The sequence below is a fragment of the Loktanella sp. S4079 genome, assembly GCF_000967725.1.
In the GTDB taxonomy this organism is placed as follows: Bacteria; Pseudomonadota; Alphaproteobacteria; order Rhodobacterales; family Rhodobacteraceae; genus Yoonia.
In genome coordinates, this window is sequence record NZ_JXYE01000002.1 from 1,235,479 (window position 1) to 1,250,527 (window position 15,049).

19 protein-coding genes are annotated in these 15,049 nt (G+C 53.7%); 9 read left to right on the plus strand and 10 right to left on the minus strand.

What is annotated here, in order from left to right:
* Positions 1–136: 136 nt before the first annotated feature.
* Together TW80_RS07270 and TW80_RS07275 are read right to left on the minus strand one after the other, a co-directional pair.
* Positions 137–586, minus strand: coding sequence for a phasin (locus tag TW80_RS07270; RefSeq protein WP_045996585.1), 450 nt, complete (start codon positions 584–586; stop codon positions 137–139).
* 140 nt (positions 587–726) lie between these two features.
* Positions 727–2,523, minus strand: a complete 1,797-nt coding sequence (locus tag TW80_RS07275) for a PHA/PHB synthase family protein (protein ID WP_045996586.1) — start codon at positions 2,521–2,523, stop codon at positions 727–729.
* 65 nt (positions 2,524–2,588) lie between these two features.
* Between TW80_RS07275 and phaZ the strand changes: the two genes are divergently transcribed.
* Entirely contained in the window at positions 2,589–3,863 is a 1,275-nt protein-coding gene (gene phaZ, locus TW80_RS07280) for a polyhydroxyalkanoate depolymerase (RefSeq protein WP_045996587.1), read from the plus strand.
* Position 3,864: 1 nt separating this feature from the next.
* Here the strand turns inward: phaZ and TW80_RS07285 are convergent, their stop codons facing one another.
* From TW80_RS07285 to TW80_RS07295, 3 genes are all read right to left on the minus strand, one after another.
* Entirely contained in the window at positions 3,865–4,581 is a 717-nt protein-coding gene (locus TW80_RS07285; protein ID WP_045996588.1) for an alpha/beta fold hydrolase, read from the minus strand.
* A gap of 90 nt (positions 4,582–4,671) precedes the next feature.
* A complete protein-coding gene (locus tag TW80_RS07290; protein WP_045996589.1) occupies positions 4,672–5,526 on the minus strand; it encodes an alpha/beta hydrolase in 855 nt (284 codons plus the stop codon).
* A 71-nt stretch (positions 5,527–5,597) separates the two neighbouring features.
* On the minus strand, positions 5,598–6,338 hold the full coding sequence (locus TW80_RS07295; protein WP_045996590.1) for an alpha/beta hydrolase: 741 nt from the start codon (positions 6,336–6,338) through the stop codon (positions 5,598–5,600).
* 115 nt (positions 6,339–6,453) lie between these two features.
* Between TW80_RS07295 and TW80_RS07300 the strand changes: the two genes are divergently transcribed.
* The 7 genes from TW80_RS07300 (at position 6,454) to TW80_RS07330 (ending at position 12,437) form a co-directional block, all read left to right on the plus strand.
* Positions 6,454–7,197: an ArsR/SmtB family transcription factor gene (locus TW80_RS07300; RefSeq protein ID WP_045996591.1), complete on the plus strand. Its 744-nt coding sequence runs from the start codon at positions 6,454–6,456 to the stop codon at positions 7,195–7,197.
* Between the two features lie 11 nt (positions 7,198–7,208).
* Positions 7,209–7,622, plus strand: coding sequence for an MAPEG family protein (locus TW80_RS07305; protein WP_045996592.1), 414 nt, complete (start codon positions 7,209–7,211; stop codon positions 7,620–7,622).
* 131 nt (positions 7,623–7,753) lie between these two features.
* The gene (thrS, locus tag TW80_RS07310; RefSeq protein WP_045996593.1) at positions 7,754–9,700 is read left to right on the plus strand and encodes a threonine--tRNA ligase; all 1,947 of its coding nucleotides are present in this window, start codon (positions 7,754–7,756) and stop codon (positions 9,698–9,700) included.
* A gap of 235 nt (positions 9,701–9,935) precedes the next feature.
* Positions 9,936–10,235, plus strand: a complete 300-nt coding sequence (locus tag TW80_RS07315; RefSeq protein WP_045996594.1) for a BufA1 family periplasmic bufferin-type metallophore — start codon at positions 9,936–9,938, stop codon at positions 10,233–10,235.
* Between the two features lie 56 nt (positions 10,236–10,291).
* Positions 10,292–11,146, plus strand: coding sequence for an MNIO family bufferin maturase (bufB, locus tag TW80_RS07320; protein ID WP_045996595.1), 855 nt, complete (start codon positions 10,292–10,294; stop codon positions 11,144–11,146).
* Complete coding sequence (locus TW80_RS07325) at positions 11,143–11,874, plus strand: HvfC/BufC N-terminal domain-containing protein (RefSeq protein WP_045996596.1); 732 nt, start codon at positions 11,143–11,145, stop codon at positions 11,872–11,874. The genes bufB and TW80_RS07325 overlap by 4 nt, the downstream gene beginning before the upstream one ends.
* 11 nt (positions 11,875–11,885) lie before the next feature.
* Positions 11,886–12,437: a DoxX family protein gene (locus tag TW80_RS07330; RefSeq protein WP_045996597.1), complete on the plus strand. Its 552-nt coding sequence runs from the start codon at positions 11,886–11,888 to the stop codon at positions 12,435–12,437.
* Here TW80_RS07330 and TW80_RS07335 read toward each other — a convergent pair.
* Both TW80_RS07335 and TW80_RS07340 read right to left on the minus strand, forming a co-directional pair.
* Positions 12,421–12,789: a hypothetical protein gene (locus TW80_RS07335; RefSeq protein ID WP_045996598.1), complete on the minus strand. Its 369-nt coding sequence runs from the start codon at positions 12,787–12,789 to the stop codon at positions 12,421–12,423. The two genes, TW80_RS07330 and TW80_RS07335, sit on opposite strands and share 17 nt — an antisense overlap.
* Positions 12,790–12,832: 43 nt before the next feature.
* Positions 12,833–13,162, minus strand: coding sequence for an arsenate reductase family protein (locus TW80_RS07340; protein ID WP_045997089.1), 330 nt, complete (start codon positions 13,160–13,162; stop codon positions 12,833–12,835).
* A gap of 137 nt (positions 13,163–13,299) precedes the next feature.
* On the opposite strand from TW80_RS07340, the gene TW80_RS07345 reads away from it, so the two are divergent.
* Positions 13,300–13,506 (plus strand): cold-shock protein, encoded by a 207-nt coding sequence (locus TW80_RS07345; protein ID WP_045996599.1) that lies wholly within the window; start codon positions 13,300–13,302, stop codon positions 13,504–13,506.
* A 10-nt stretch (positions 13,507–13,516) separates the two neighbouring features.
* Here TW80_RS07345 and TW80_RS18050 read toward each other — a convergent pair whose 3' ends face one another.
* The 3 genes from TW80_RS18050 to TW80_RS07355 form a co-directional block, all read right to left on the minus strand.
* Positions 13,517–13,678, minus strand: coding sequence for a hypothetical protein (locus tag TW80_RS18050; protein ID WP_157033221.1), 162 nt, complete (start codon positions 13,676–13,678; stop codon positions 13,517–13,519).
* A gap of 348 nt (positions 13,679–14,026) precedes the next feature.
* On the minus strand, positions 14,027–14,323 hold the full coding sequence (locus TW80_RS07350; protein WP_071210175.1) for an arsenate reductase family protein: 297 nt from the start codon (positions 14,321–14,323) through the stop codon (positions 14,027–14,029).
* Between the two features lie 179 nt (positions 14,324–14,502).
* Positions 14,503–15,015 carry a DUF4145 domain-containing protein gene (locus TW80_RS07355; RefSeq protein WP_045996601.1) on the minus strand — a complete coding sequence of 171 codons (513 nt, stop codon included), beginning with the start codon at positions 15,013–15,015 and terminating at the stop codon, positions 14,503–14,505.
* Between the last annotated feature and the right edge of the window lie 34 nt (positions 15,016–15,049).

Here is a 15,049-nt window from a genome sequence, read left to right on the forward strand (position 1 = left end):
AAGCGTTTTGATACACTTGGAAGGTGAAGAAACAACAAAGCTAAGAATTACAGCCAAAAACACGAACGGCCCGCAAAATGCGAGCCGTTCTGGGAGATCCGATCCAAAGGGAGGTAAGGATCGATTTCACCGGGGGTTACTTTGCTGCTGTCGCTTTCTTGGCAGCTGCGGTGACTTCGGTTGTGGCTTTCTTCGCAGCGGCAGCCATATCTTCGGACATGTCTTTGCCAGCAGCGAGAACCAGTTCCATCGTTTGGGTCTGAACTTTTTTAGCGATTTCAGCAAATGCAGACATGTGCTCTGCTGCAGATTCTGCAGTTGCAGATGCGAAATCAGTTACAGCCTTGGCATAGTCAGAAGGCTCAGTCTTTGCTTTTGACATCGCTTCAAGCTTTGCGATTGTGTCTTGTGTCCACTTTGCGGATTGCTCTGCTGACTTACCAGCGGCATCCAACGCAACAGCAGACATTTTTTCTGCCAGAAGAGATTGGCTCTTAAACTGTTCTTCCATCGCTTTTGTATCCACGGGGAATGCGTCAGCGAAATCTTTGAAAATTGCCGTAAAATCTTGGGTCTTCGTAGCCATACTATCAGCCTCTCAGGTAAAGCGGTGTGACCGCTGTGACTTCCTGACACCAATATGCATGCTGCAATGCAGCAATTCAAGCTTTTTCTGCAATGCAGCATAGATTTTTTTGCATCCGCAAAATAATGCAGCTACCACCGCTACTTAGCGCTCACATAGCTCCCAGGTGATGCGCTCAATATAGGGTGATCATCTCCCCCAGGTTGTCTAGAATCCACCATTTTTCCTGATTTTCTTGACAGCCAGACATCCCAGCGATTCCACCAAGACCCGTCATGCTTGTCTGCTGACTGATACCAATCGTCCGCATTCATGCCCAAGTCAGGGTTCGTATAGTGTCCGTATTTGCGTTTTGACGGTGGGTTGATAATCCCTGCGATATGACCGGATTCAGATAAGATAAATGTCTTGTCCTTTGACCCCATTTTCTGAATTCCGGCATAGCTGCTCTTCCACGCCGCAATGTGATCTGTCTCGCAAGCAATGGCACAAAGGGGCACTGACACATCCTTGAGCTTGACCTTAGTGCCGCACACCGTGAACCCATCGTTGGCGAATTCATCGCGCTGACACAACCCGCGTAGATATTCGACGGCCATCTTCGCGGGCAGATTGGTGCCATCCCCGTTCCAATACAGCAGATCGAATGCTGGAGGCGCCTTTCCCATCATGTAGCTCTTGATCGCCGGGCCATAGATCAAATCATTTGCCCGCAGAAACGAAAACGTCCGTGACATAAAGAATGAATCCAATATCCCCGTCTCCGCCACTTCTTGTTCGATGCCATCAACAAAATCATCATCGAGAAACACACCGACTTCGCCTTGATCCGAGAAATCGGTCAATGTTGTAAAGAACGTCGCGCTTTTGACCGAGGTGTCCTTGCGCTGCTTCATCAATGCCAAGGTCAGCGAAAGCGTCGTTCCCGCGATGCAATAGCCAACAGCGTTCACCTTTTTGACGTCACAGATCTGTTTTACTTCGTTGATCGCAGTCAGATACCCATCCTCGATGTAATCCGACATCGACGTATTCTTATAGCTCGCATCCGGGTTCACCCATGACACCACAAATACGGTGTGACCTTGGTCAACCGCCCATTTGATCAGGCTATTCTCGGGCTTAAGATCGAGAATATAGAACTTGTTGATCCACGGAGGGAATATAATCAGCGGTGTTTCATGGACCTTTTCGGTTGTGGGCGCGTATTGGATCAACTCAAAGAGGTGATTGCGATAGACAACGGATCCCGGTGTGGTCGCCAGATTTTTCCCCAAGGCAAAAGCCGCCTTATCCGCAAGCGTCACCACGAGATCGCCGTTATTGGCCTCGAGGTCAGCAATCATATTTTCGAGCCCCGCGATCAGGCTCTCGCCTTCTGTCTCAGCCGCGAGCGCCAAAGCCTCGGGGTTCGTGGCAAGGAAATTTGTCGGACAGGCCATATCGATAATTTGCCGGCTAAAATATTTCAGCCGCTTTTTTTCTGCCGAATCGAGACCCTCAATTTCATCGACCGCCTGCTGCACCGCAGCAGAGTTCATCAAGTATTGTTGCTTAATGAAATTGAAATAGGGATTGGTGTGCCACAATTCGTGCCGAAACCGGTGATCATCGGGGGTTTCGTCTGTGGCAGGGGCAAGCTTGCCCTGCGCGAGCAGATGCTGTGCCTCGACAAAATGCTTGACCGACTTGCCCCAAAACGCGACCTGCTGTTCGATTAACTTGGCCGGATTATTGATCATTTCCGTCATATAGCTGCTTGCGGCCTTGAAATAGAGCTCATGGCTCGGCCCTTGCAAAGCGTTCGGGATCTTACGCGCCTGCCCCATCGCTATCAAAAGACGCTGCGTTAATTCCTCAATATGGACAAGATTGGCTTCTAATGTAGTGACGTTGTGATCAGACGCTGCGTTGGTTTCTAAATCGTTTGTTGTCATATTCACGTTCCTATGCGTATGCTGCAACTGCAGCATGAAATGCGCGCCTAACTCGGAGAGCTCTTATGAAGTATATGATGACCTACGACCTGATGGAAAGCGCGCGTAATACGAACCAATGGCTTGGTGCGACTGCGCGGGCGTTTGCCTCTTACCCGATGATGTCCATGGGCGCGAACCCGGCGATGGATTGGCTGATGGCATGGGGCGAAGTGACAGAGCGTACATTCGCCCGCATGATCGTCAAACCTGACTGGAACATCCCCCCTGTCACCTGCGAAAAAGGCAAAGACCACCCAGTCGTGATCGAAACCGTAATGGAGCGCCCATTTGGGGATTTGATCCACTTTACCATTCCGGGCCGCAAGGTCAGCGCGCGTCGTGTGCTCTTGGTTGCGCCGATGTCTGGGCACTACGCGACATTGCTACGCAAAACCGTAATTAGCCTTTTGCCTGATTGCGACGTTTACATCACCGATTGGCACAACGCCCGCGACATTCCAGTCAGCGAGGGCAAATTCGACGTCGAAGATTACACTCTTTATCTGGCAGATTTCATGCGCGAACTGGGATCCGATATACACGTCATCGCCGTCTGCCAGCCCGTTCCGCTTGCGCTCGCGGCGACAGCCTATTTGGCCGAAGAAGACCCCAATGCGCAGCCCCGCTCTCTCACCTTGATTGGTGGCCCAGTTGATCCCGAAGCAAACCACACCGAGGTCACCGACTTTGGCCGTTCGGTAACGATGGGACAGCTTGAACAAACAATGATCCAGCGCGTTGGTTTCAAATACGCTGGCGTCGGACGCACCGTTTATCCCGGCTTGCTACAGCTGGCGTCGTTCATTTCAATGAACGGCGAAACACACGCGAATGCATTCCGCGACCAGATTATCCGCACCGCCAAAGGCGAGGCGCGCGAGCACGATAAACATAACGTGTTCTACGATGAATATCTGGCCGTGATGGATATGACTGCAGAGTTCTATCTATCAACTGTTGAACGCGTATTCAAAAACCGTGACATCGCACGCAACACATTCACGGTAGCTGGCCGTAAGGTCGACATTGGTAAGATCACAACTGTTGCTGTTAAGATCGTCGAAGGTGAGAAGGACGACATTTCAGCGCCCGGTCAATGTCTCGCGGCGCTTGACCTGCTGACTAATCTTCCCGAAGAAAAGAAAGCTTCGCACCTCGAACCTAATGCTGGCCACTACGGCATTTTCGCGGGCAGTAGCTGGCGCAACAACATCCGCCCGCTGGTTCTGGATTTTATTGACGCGAATTCTGGCACCCGCAAAAAAGTCAAAGCCGCGAACAAGAACGCCGCTGCCTGATCTAACGCCGCAGCATAAGCGGCGCTTTCATCCATTCGCGCATCGCAGCGTTGACGGCCTCTGGTGCCTCAACCGTGGGCAGATATCCTGCCTCTTCGACAACGGAAAGCGTCGCGTAGGGGATCAGCTCTGCCATGAATTCGTGGCGTTTCACCGGGTACATCCCATCGTGCCGCCCACACACAACCAAGGCAGGCTGCGTAATCTTGCGCAACACTGGCTGCTGGTCTTTGCGGCGCTGCATTGCGCGGGCTTGCCGCACATAGGCCTCTGGACCCAGAGCATTCCCCATGCGCGTCAGCATCCGCACCAGCGCAACCTTGTCGATCTGCGGCGACATCCAGGTTGAGTGAATTTCATGCTGTAGCACATCCGCCCAGCGCCCTGCTCGCGCCGCTATGATTTGCGGTTCTCTCGCAGAAGCCATCTCTGGTGTGTCTGGTTGCGGGCTTGTGCTGATCAATGCAATCCGCGTTACCCTTTCAGGCGCGCGGCGCATGATTTCCATCGCGACCATCCCGCCCATCCCCATGCCAGCCACAGCAAATTTACTGGGCGCCCAAGACAGGATTTGCGATGCAATTTCCTCCATGCGTTCACCCTTGCTGGTTGGCGCGAACATGATTGCGTGATCTTGCCCCAATTCGCGAAACTGCGGCTCAAAGATTTGCGCATCACACAGCATTGGTGGGATCATCACCAGTGTTTCACATGGCATAGAATAAGACCTGCGTTACGCCCGATTGTCAGGCAATTGCTCTGCGCAACTTTGACGTGGTCGCCCCTGTGGTGCAACCGGATCGCGCGGCTAGAGCGTCTGCAACCAAGCCGAAATCCGCCGAGCAAGTGGTTCAGTTTGATCGGGGCTAAAGACTTCACCCGCCATAACATGCCCGCTGGCGTCATCATTTGGCCCGGCTATCACGATCTCTTCGGTGACTGGGCCACCCCAGCCGGCCATGACCTTGCGTGTTCGCTTGGGGTGCACGACTGTATCTGCTTCGTTCATCACCAGCAAAGTTGGCGTGGTCACCCTTGAATAATCCGCCTGACAAGCTGCACGCACGGCATCGGCCATCGGGTACAGCGCTTCGGTCGGATAACGCGTTGTCCAATAAGCGGAATGCCCTTCATTTATGGGGTCAAAATTCCGGGTCTTCCCTGCGACATAGCGCCCCCAGTAACGCACGCCCGGCATATCCAAAATGGTCTGAGCAAACCAGTTTCGCAGACCAAAGTTCGGAGAAACCATTATGCAGGCCTTTGCCTGAGCACCGCTCGCCAGTGCCAAAGCGGCCATCGTACAACCGGTCGAGCACCCCATGAGAATAATCTCATCGCCAAGCAATTCGGCAACTTTCACCGCTTCGGCCACATCGTTCATCCATTCAACGAATGTAGCTTTCGCCAATGCGTCGCCATCCTGACCATGCCCAGTCAGTCGCGCGTAGACAGCGTTAGCCCCAATGTCTTGAGCGATCATTTCTGGTAGCGGATGCAATTCCTTGGGCGAGGCAGAAAATCCGTGGATATTCAGCAATACCTGTGCCGTCTTGGTCGCTGGTTTATCCGCCCAGACAATGTGCTTTTCGCAGCCGGGTCGCAGATTGGGCACCTGCGCTTCGGCATTTGCAATTTCTTGTTCAATCGTCGCAATATTCATGACTGCGCCTAACCGTATAAATGCGTTGTTGTTTCAAATTGTTAGCCTGAGAGAGTACGCGCCGCCAATAGTTACGTGGCGGCGTCGATGAGCTCTTGGACAGACTGCGTAATCAGCGCAAGGCAACGATCATCCGAGAAACGGTGATCCGCCCCATCAACCAATGTCAGACGCATGTCATCCCCTTCAGCGTGCTCAAGAAGCCTTAGCGCAACGGACATATCGACATCTGCATCTGCTGTCCCCTGCAAGAACCGCGTCGGAAATGGCAATGCGAGCGGATCGCGAAGGACAAGCCGGTTGCGCCCTTCTTCAATCAGGCGGCGGGTGATGATGTAGGGCTCGCCATACTCTGACGGCAAGGCAAGTTGCCCTGCCATGACCTCGGCACGTTGTTCATCTGTGAATGATCCCCACATGCTGTCTTCAGTAAAATCGGGGGCTGCTGCAATGGTCACCAGCCCCGCCACGCGCTCAGGCATCGCGCGCGCAATCAGAAGCGATATCCAGCCACCCATTGAGGACCCCACCAGAATAACCGGGCCATCCAGCAGGCTAATGGCAGCGCAGGCATCTTCGAACCAGTCACCAATCGCGCCGTCGGTAAACGCACCGCTCGATTCGCCATGCCCCGAATAGTCAAACCGCAGAAACGCGCGGCCGGATTTACGTGCCCATTCTTCGAGGTAGACAGCCTTCGTGCCCCCCATGTCGGATTTGAAACCGCCTAAAAATACCACCGCTGGGCCTGTTCCTTGGGTCAAGTGATAGGCGATCTGTCGCCCCTGAGGCGTCGTCAAGAATGCGGGCATGGCGTGTCCTTTGGTCTTAGTTCGCCGTAACAAAATCACATCTGCGGGTCGCCGCCAATTGAGAATTACGTTACCATATTGTCACGTGACTAGAATGTAACGTATAGTTGATTCCATGGACGCATTATTCAAAGCCCTGAACGACCCCGCCCGACGGGAATTGCTAGACCAGCTTCGCAAAAAAGACGGTCAAAGCCTGTCGGACCTTGAAACCCACCTCAGCATGTCCCGCTTTGGTGTCATGAAACACCTGCGCGTTCTCGAAGACGCCAACCTGATCGTCACCCGTAAACAGGGGCGGTTCAAATACCATTACCTCAATGTCCTGCCCTTGCAGGAACTGATGGATCGCTGGGCTGCGCCATTTTTACAGCGCCAAGCGCGTGCATTGACTGAATTAAAGCTAAAACTGGAAAGAGATACGCAAATGGGAAAACCCGATTTCATGATGCAGACCTTTATCCGCTGCACCCAAGACGCCCTATGGGCCGCCCTTACCGAAGCGGATCAGATGGCCGCCTATCATTTTGCCTGCAACGCCGTTCAAGGAAACGCCGCCGTGGACGAAACCACGACATTTATCTTGCCCAACGGCGAAGCGATGCTACGGCAGGTGACGACCGCACTTGATCCCAAGACCCGCATCGCGATGACATTTGAACCGCTGTTTATGGGGCCAGACGCGCCTGCATCAAACATGGTCTACCTGATCGAACCCCAAGGAGAGATGTGCAAGCTCACCATTGAGCACTACAACATGGCGCCGGGTCAGGAGGGCTTTGCCGAAGGTTGGGCGCGTTTGGCCTCTTCTCTCAAGACATATCTAGAAACCGGGACTGGCCTAAAGGCCGCAATGTAGGAGGATACAAAATGGAACAACTCCCAACTGAACTCAGTGTTTTGACGCTTCTTGTGCTGTTGGCCGCCTCGCTATGGATCCCTTATATTGTCGGCATTTCGCGACAGCCTGCGACCGAAGGCGACGCCTTTGCCCGTCCGATTGACTTGAACACCTTGCCTGCATGGGTCCATCGGGCACATCGCGCACACCTTAACTTGCTCGAACAGCTCTTGCCCTTTGCAGTTTTGGTGCTGATCATTGACCGCGTCGACGGCTTTACAGCACTTACATATTGGACTGCCATTGCATTTTTAGGGATCAGGATTGCTCATGCGGTCGGAATGATCGGCGGCTGGGCCAAGATGCCGTTGCGGCCCATTTTGTTTAACCTTGGTTGGCTGTGCTGCCTGATCATGGGCTACGCGGTCTTTGCCGCCGCCTAAAAGATCGCCTTGATGTGCAACATCGGCGCATCAAGGCCCTTGCCCCCCTTGGGCCTTGGCGGTATCGACGGGCCAAACCCTTACCCGCAACCGGGCGTTCCGTGGGCGCCAAACTGACGAGGAGACCGGCAATGGCCCAGATTTCTCTTACATTCCCCGATGGTAACAGCCGCCAGTACGAGGCAGGTATCACCCCTGCTGATGTCGCGGCGGAAATTTCCAACTCTTTGCGCAAAAAGGCAATTTCAGCGACCGTGAATGGTCAGCACTGGGATTTGCAATGGCCGATTGACGCTGACAGCAGCATCGCCATCAACACCATGAAAGACGAAGAACCCGCGCTCGAGCTGGTCCGTCACGATCTGGCGCACATTATGGCGCGTGCCGTTCAGGAAATCTGGCCAGATGTGCAGGTAACAATTGGACCCGTGATCAAGGATGGCTGGTACTACGACTTTGACCGCAAAGAACCGTTTACCCCCGAAGATTTGGCCGTCATCGAAAAGAAGATGAAGGAAATCATCAACGCACGCGATGAGGTCCGGACCGAGATTTGGGAACGCGACCGCGCGATCCAATACTATAAGGACCGCGGCGAACCCTATAAGGTTGAACTGATCGAAAGCATCCCGGGCGATGAACCGCTGCGCATGTACTGGCACGGCGAATGGCAAGACCTGTGTCGCGGCCCGCACCTGCAACATACGGGCCAAGTCCCCGCAGATGGTTTTAAACTGATGTCAATCGCAGGCGCTTACTGGCGCGGCGACAGCAGCCGCCCCATGCTTCAGCGAATTTACGGCTGTGCCTTCACCAACAAAGAGGGCCTGCGCAAACATCTGAACATGTTGGAAGAGGCCGCCAAACGCGACCACCGCAAGCTGGGCCGCGAAATGGACCTGTTCCACATGCAAGAAGAAGCCCCCGGTCAGGTATTCTGGCACCCGAACGGCTGGACAGTCTACACCGAGCTACAAGACTACATGCGTCGTCAACAGCGCAAAGGCGGCTACGTTGAGGTCAATACTCCGCAGGTCGTTGACCGCAAACTCTGGGAGGCCTCTGGCCACTGGGAAAAATATCAGGAAAACATGTTCATCGTCGAAGTGGACGAAGAGCATGCCCGCGAAAAGGCTGTGAATGCGCTAAAGCCGATGAACTGCCCATGCCACGTGCAGATTTTCAACCAAGGTCTGAAATCCTATCGTGACCTGCCATTGCGCATGGCGGAATTCGGGTCATGTGCCCGTTATGAACCATCGGGTGCGTTGCATGGCATCATGCGCGTACGTGGCTTTACCCAAGATGATGGGCATATCTTCTGTACTGACGATCAAATTGAGGCCGAAACAGCCCGGTTTATTGAGTTCCTATCGAGGATCTATGCAGACCTTGGGTTCAACGATTGGACGATCAAACTGTCCACCCGTCCAGAAAAGCGGATTGGATCAGATGAAACTTGGGACAACATGGAAAAGGCGCTTGGCGATGCCTGCCGTGCAGCCGGTCACGAGTTCGAAATCCTCGAGGGCGAAGGCGCGTTCTACGGACCTAAGCTTGAGTTCACACTGACTGATGCGATTGGCCGAAACTGGCAGTGCGGGACATTGCAAGTTGACGCCAACCTGCCCGAGCGGCTGGACGCAACCTTTGTCGGCGAAGACGGCGCGAAACATCGTCCCGTTATGTTGCACCGTGCAACGCTCGGATCGTTTGAGCGTTTCATCGGCATCCTGATCGAAGAACACGCAGGCAAGCTGCCGTTCTGGCTGGCGCCACGTCAGGTTGTTGTTGCGACTATTGTATCCGACGCCAATGACTACGCCGAAGAGATCGTCACAGCGCTGCGCGCCGCTGGCGTCCGCGCCGAGACAGACACACGAAACGAGAAGATCAACTACAAAGTTCGTGAACACTCTGTCGGCAAAGTTCCGGTGATTTTGGCGCTTGGCGCACGCGAAGTCGAAGAGAAAACCGTGACAGTCCGCCGCCTTGGCGAGAACAAAACGACTGTAACATCTTTTGAAGACATCCTCGCGGAACTCACAAAAAGCGCGAAAGCACCCGATCTTTTGTAACATTCCAGCGCTGGAAGCTGTAACAAACCCGCCGCGCCACGCGCACGGCGGGTTCTTTTTTGTCTAAAATTTGTGGTGCGTCAGCAGGTCACACCGAAAATGCGTACCTCACGCGACCTCACGGAAACGCGATGCACGCGGCTGTGAATAGAAAACCCATATTTGCAACGATTAATCTTTAGGCATCGCCGCTGCGAGGCGACCACATAATTGATCCAACTGAAGGAATATTTTGATGTCCAACACGAAGAAAACTCTTGTTCTCGCGACCGCTGTTGCTTCTGCGGTTGCTGGCCTTGCCACGACAGCACATGCCGCTGACGAAAAATGCTACGGTGTTTCGCTCGCCGGTGAAAACGATTGTGCGGCTGGCCCAGGTACAAGCTGCGCAGGCACATCTACTGTTGATTACCAAGGTAACGCATGGTCGCTGGTTCCAGAGGGCACTTGCACAACAATGGAACTGCCTGCAACGGCCGACGGTAAAGAGCGCATGGGCTCGCTTGAGGCGCTTGATCGCGACCTGCCAGCATAAACCAACACCGCGTAGGGTGGATCTTGATCCACCCCACCAGCAATTCGGAGGCCGCCATGCTTGACCACAACAGCGACAATCACCTGCCCCCCCTGCCCGGCGTTGGTTACAAGCCGCAGCATTACAGCGCGATCTTGGCCGATCCTGCGCCCGTGGGCTGGCTGGAAATCCACGCCGAAAACTACATGGGCAACGGTGGCCGCCCGATTGCGCAGCTTCGCCATCTGGCAGAGCGTTTTCCGATTTCCGTCCACGGGGTCGGCCTGTCGATCGGTGGCGAAGGCGCACTCGACAAAGATCATCTCGCGCGACTGAAACATTTGGTGGATTGGCTCAATCCAGCAAGCTTTTCCGAACATCTTGCTTGGTCCACGCACGACAGTCATTTCCTAAATGACTTGCTGCCGCTCCCTTATACCGAAACCACGCTTACACGTGTGTGCGATCATATTGACGAAGTCCAAGAGACACTGAACCGTCAAATGCTGCTGGAAAACCCATCTAGCTATTTGGCATTTGCTGAATCCACCCTGTCCGAGACCGAATTTCTGCGCCGGGTCACGCAACGCACAGGCTGTGGCCTTCTGCTGGACGTGAACAACGTTTTTGTCAGCGCAACCAATCTCAAAACCTCTCCACAAGATTATATCGACGATTTTCCGCTGACCGCGGTGGGCGAAATCCACCTTGGCGGTCATGACGAGGACGAAGACGAAACAGGTGCGCCCCTCTTGATTGACAGCCATGGCGCGGCAATTGTTGATCCCGTCTGGGCCCTGCTGGACTACACGCTGGAACGATCTGGCCCGAAACCAACGCTAATTGAATGGGATAATGATGTTCCCGATTGGCCAGAATTGGCGGCAGAGGCAACACGTGCAGCGACCGCACTCTCGAAGGTTACCGCATGACCGTGAGCCAATCATCATTTCAAGCGGCTCTTCTTGATCCGTCGCTCGCCGCCCCAAATGGGCTGTGCAATCCCGACGGCCAACAGGCAAGCAAACGCTACGACGTCTATCGCAACAATGTCGCGGTCAGCCTGACAGATGCGCTTGTTGCGGGGTTTCCCGTGTTGCACAAACTCGTCGGTGATCAGTTTTTTCGCGCGATGGCAGGGGTATACCTGCGAAAGCATCCGCCCAAGTCTCCGCTGATGATGTATTACGGCGAAGAAATGCCCCAGTTTTTGCGCCGCTTTCAGCCAGCACAAAGCCTGAAATACCTTCCCGATATTGCCAAGCTCGAGATCGCGATGCGGCGCGCCTATCATGCCGCAGATGCCACCCCAATTGATCCGCAGCGCCTGTCAGAAATCGCCCCCAATCAACTGCTTTCTTCGCGCGTTCGGCTTGCCCCTGCGCTTGCTATCATTCGATCAGACTATCCGATCCATGCGATTTATCTGGCAAATACGACTGCCGATGCACCGGCCCCTATAATGCGCCCCGAGACCGTCTTGGTCACCCGTCCAAACCTTGATCCTGAGATACATCTCATCAGTCAAGCATCCGCAAGCTGCATTGCAACACTGATGCAGGGTTCACCACTGGGCGAAACGCTCACTGATGAAACATTGGATCTGGGCGCGACTTTGTCACTACTCTTGGGGCAATCTGCGGTCACCGAAATCTACTGAAAGGCGCTTCAATGCTGAACTCACCTCTCTTATCTCACAGCGCCGCCCGATTGCACCGCCTTGGTGACGCGCTGCTTCCGTTTCTCGCGCGGTTTATCTTTGCCGCCGTGTTGCTGTTTTACTTTTGGAACTCTGCCAAAACCAAACTTGGCGATGGGATATTCGGCTTTCTCAGCCCCTCATCAGGCGCCTACGTCCAGATTTTCCCCCGCGCGATGGAGGCCGCAGGCTATGACACCAGTCAGCTTACAATTTTCCACTGGGCGGTTGTGACAGCAGGAACATTGGCCGAGTTCATCTTGCCCCTACTAATCCTTGTCGGCTTGATGACGCGACTGGCTGCACTTGGCATGATTGGATTTATCATCGTGCAATCGCTGACCGATCTCTTTGGTCACGGTGGGATCGCGCATGCTGGTACGCTCGGTATGTGGTTTGATCGGCTGCCAGATGGGCTCATTCTTGATCAGCGGGCTTTTTGGGTATTCTGCCTGCTGACCTTGGTCTTCAAAGGTGCCGGCGCGATTTCAATCGACCGGCTGATCTTTAGAAATGCGCCTTAGGCTCGTCGGGTTTACCGGCAGCAATCGCCAAGATACCGCCCAATGCTGCGAACCCGATGGGGAACATCGTCGCAACGTTAAACCCAAAGGCCGCATAGGTGCATAGCGCTGCCAATAGCATCAGCCCCCCACCCCAAAGCGCGCGCGCCTTTGCCATCGCGCCACCAGCAATCGCTAGCATCGGCGCGACAAAGCTCGCAAACCGGATAAAGCCGGGGTTTTCAAAGACCCCCAGGAATTCCCCCACTTCGGTATGGCGTTCGGTCAGTTCGGCATAGCCATAGCCAAACAATCCCACAAAAATTCCCATCACACCTGCGATTAGGCCAAGGGTCAGCGCTGCGTTACGCATCTATTTCTCCGTACTGCTCAGAATGTAGATAGTCGTCCGCATACTATTCGCCAAGGTGGACCGCCTGCGCGTCAGCTTTCCAACCGATAGTCCAGACACCATCAGCCTCTATCACCGGGCGTTTCATAAGGGTCGGATGCGCAGCAAGAAGTGCAAGCGGCGCGCCTGACTTTTCTTCGTCAGACAGTCCACGCCATGTTGTTGACGCGCGATTGATCGCCTTTTCACCAAACTCATCAACGATTTTCGCCAAATCTGCGGCCGAAACCCCGTCTGCGCGCACATCAATAATCTCGGGGGTAAAACCCGCCGCCTGCAATGATTTTAACGCTTTGCGACAGGTATCGCATGTTTTTAGACCGAAAAAGCGCATTTCACCTCCTGATTGAATGTCTTGAAGCGTTCCGTACTTGCGGTAAGCTGTCACTTGCATTTTGCATAAAACACATAAGTCTAGACATACAAGCCTTGGGGGAAATCTATTCAGGGCGTCACTACGGAGGAAGACCAATGCCAACCGGCACTGTAAAGTGGTTTAACACAACAAAGGGATTTGGGTTTATCGCACCGGACGAAGGCGGATCAGACGTTTTTGTTCATATTACTGCGATTGAACAAGCGGGGCTAACAGGGCTTGCCGACAATGAAAAGGTGACCTTTGATCTGGTCGAAGGGCGTGACGGCCGCAAAATGGCCGGCAATCTTGCCAAGGTCTAACGCAAGGCCGCTAAGCCGCGATCTTTAGCTTGGCCCGTTCGATGTGGGCTTGGCCACCAGCCAAGCGGTCACAGGTGCGGGTCAGGCGGTCCACCAGATCCATACGGATCGGAGAGAAAACATCACGTGGAGTAGCGTCTGCGTTAGACTGGCTATTTACCTGATCACTCATTACTCAACCTCGCTATCTTTCGGTCGCTGGGACATATTTACATTCTTATATATATCAAAAAACCTGCGCCGCGTGATGGGGAAATTCCTTGGGCACGCATCAAGTGACGCTAGGTCACTGCAACTTTTACGCGTAAATCTTTACACCCCACACCCAAACCAAAACACCAACCTGTCCTTTTGTATATGCCCCGCAAAACGCCACCAGAGACCAACAGAATCAATCAGAAATAGAACACACCAACACCGCAACCTGACTTGAGGGCAAATCAGCAGTTCTCCGCCGATCCCTTCACTCTCCCACGATTGAGAAGAACAGGAGTGTCCATCTTGGTTTGCGTTCTAGAACCTATAGATAGGAACCATGCATGGCGGGCGTCGTCGTCCCAGCCCAAGGTCCTGTTGTTGAAAGGACGGCCACAAGGGCTGGCTGGGCATCTAGCAGTACATCTGCCTCGCTCTCGCGGAGCCAAGCGTTCAGATTACGGTAGGTCTGTGACTTGCGGTCAACGAGGTTGTCGCCGAACTGCGCAATCAGCGGTGCCCACTCTGCCTCTGTCAATGGATTGGCGCGGACTTCACGAAAATCCACTTCCCGCCCCGCAGCTTCTAGCGCCTTGATTGCGGCCTTGCCGTCGGAACACATGGGAAGGCGATAAAGGATTATGTGCGTGGGTCTGGGTTAGTTACCGGCAACCTTAGCCAAGCATAAAGTCATGCACAACGTTAGGGCAGCGTCTGGACCTCGGGGTGGGTGCGAAGCGCCCTCCCCATGGGGGAGGTCCGGGCGCTGCCCGGCGATGCCGGGCAAGACACTATTTAGGCTCATCCATTTGTTTTTGACGTATCTTCTCGCGGATCAATCACATTTTCCAAAGCTTCAATTTTATTTGGAAGCGAATATAAGTACTCAATCAAGTAATCTAAAAGTTCTACAAGTTGTCTAGCCATTGTGTCGTCTGGTTCATACTCCATGTCAAAATGCGCACCAAGATTTCCACCATTGCGAATTGCGTCAGAAAGCCGTTTCAAAGGCGCCGCAAGATCGACCTCTTCTTCGACCTTCTTTATCAATTGGAACAGAGTCAGGTTCTGATCTTTTGATGACACCATATACTTGAAGATGCCTTCAAGTGTTCGTCGCCCCGACGACATTGTTGCGGTGTAGTTTCTGGAGTTGTACGCATTCACAGTTCCTTCCATAGACCTCCACAACGCGTCTGGAACCCCAAGACTCTTAGTCTTGATTTGAAAACTTTTTGAACGAGCCGGGAACATGTAAATCGTATTCGGTTTGCTAGCCGCCAGCGCATTCTTACTATCAGAGTAAGCGAACATGAACTGAGGCTTGCCATCACAGCTAGGGCACGTT

Excerpts from the sequence above, each read along its gene's own strand:
- TW80_RS07275 (WP_045996586.1), bottom strand. The coding sequence starts at position 2,523 with ATGACAACAAACGATTTAGAAACCAACGCAGCGTCTGATCACAACGTC.
- TW80_RS07325 (WP_045996596.1), top strand. The coding sequence starts at position 11,143 with ATGACCGTGAGCCAATCATCATTTCAAGCGGCTCTTCTTGATCCGTCG.
- TW80_RS07340 (WP_045997089.1), bottom strand. The coding sequence starts at position 13,162 with ATGCGCTTTTTCGGTCTAAAAACATGCGATACCTGTCGCAAAGCGTTA.
- bufB (WP_045996595.1), top strand. The coding sequence starts at position 10,292 with ATGCTTGACCACAACAGCGACAATCACCTGCCCCCCCTGCCCGGCGTT.
- TW80_RS07300 (WP_045996591.1), top strand. The coding sequence starts at position 6,454 with ATGGACGCATTATTCAAAGCCCTGAACGACCCCGCCCGACGGGAATTG.
- TW80_RS18050 (WP_157033221.1), bottom strand. The coding sequence starts at position 13,678 with ATGAGTGATCAGGTAAATAGCCAGTCTAACGCAGACGCTACTCCACGT.
- TW80_RS07350 (WP_071210175.1), bottom strand. The coding sequence starts at position 14,323 with ATGTGTTCCGACGGCAAGGCCGCAATCAAGGCGCTAGAAGCTGCGGGG.
- TW80_RS07290 (WP_045996589.1), bottom strand. The coding sequence starts at position 5,526 with ATGAATATTGCGACGATTGAACAAGAAATTGCAAATGCCGAAGCGCAG.
- TW80_RS07335 (WP_045996598.1), bottom strand. The coding sequence starts at position 12,789 with ATGCGTAACGCAGCGCTGACCCTTGGCCTAATCGCAGGTGTGATGGGA.
- TW80_RS07270 (WP_045996585.1), bottom strand. The coding sequence starts at position 586 with ATGGCTACGAAGACCCAAGATTTTACGGCAATTTTCAAAGATTTCGCT.
- TW80_RS07285 (WP_045996588.1), bottom strand. The coding sequence starts at position 4,581 with ATGCCATGTGAAACACTGGTGATGATCCCACCAATGCTGTGTGATGCG.
- phaZ (WP_045996587.1), top strand. The coding sequence starts at position 2,589 with ATGAAGTATATGATGACCTACGACCTGATGGAAAGCGCGCGTAATACG.
- TW80_RS07330 (WP_045996597.1), top strand. The coding sequence starts at position 11,886 with ATGCTGAACTCACCTCTCTTATCTCACAGCGCCGCCCGATTGCACCGC.
- TW80_RS07305 (WP_045996592.1), top strand. The coding sequence starts at position 7,209 with ATGGAACAACTCCCAACTGAACTCAGTGTTTTGACGCTTCTTGTGCTG.
- thrS (WP_045996593.1), top strand. The coding sequence starts at position 7,754 with ATGGCCCAGATTTCTCTTACATTCCCCGATGGTAACAGCCGCCAGTAC.
- TW80_RS07295 (WP_045996590.1), bottom strand. The coding sequence starts at position 6,338 with ATGCCCGCATTCTTGACGACGCCTCAGGGGCGACAGATCGCCTATCAC.
- TW80_RS07355 (WP_045996601.1), bottom strand. The coding sequence starts at position 15,015 with ATGTTCGCTTACTCTGATAGTAAGAATGCGCTGGCGGCTAGCAAACCG.
- TW80_RS07315 (WP_045996594.1), top strand. The coding sequence starts at position 9,936 with ATGTCCAACACGAAGAAAACTCTTGTTCTCGCGACCGCTGTTGCTTCT.
- TW80_RS07345 (WP_045996599.1), top strand. The coding sequence starts at position 13,300 with ATGCCAACCGGCACTGTAAAGTGGTTTAACACAACAAAGGGATTTGGG.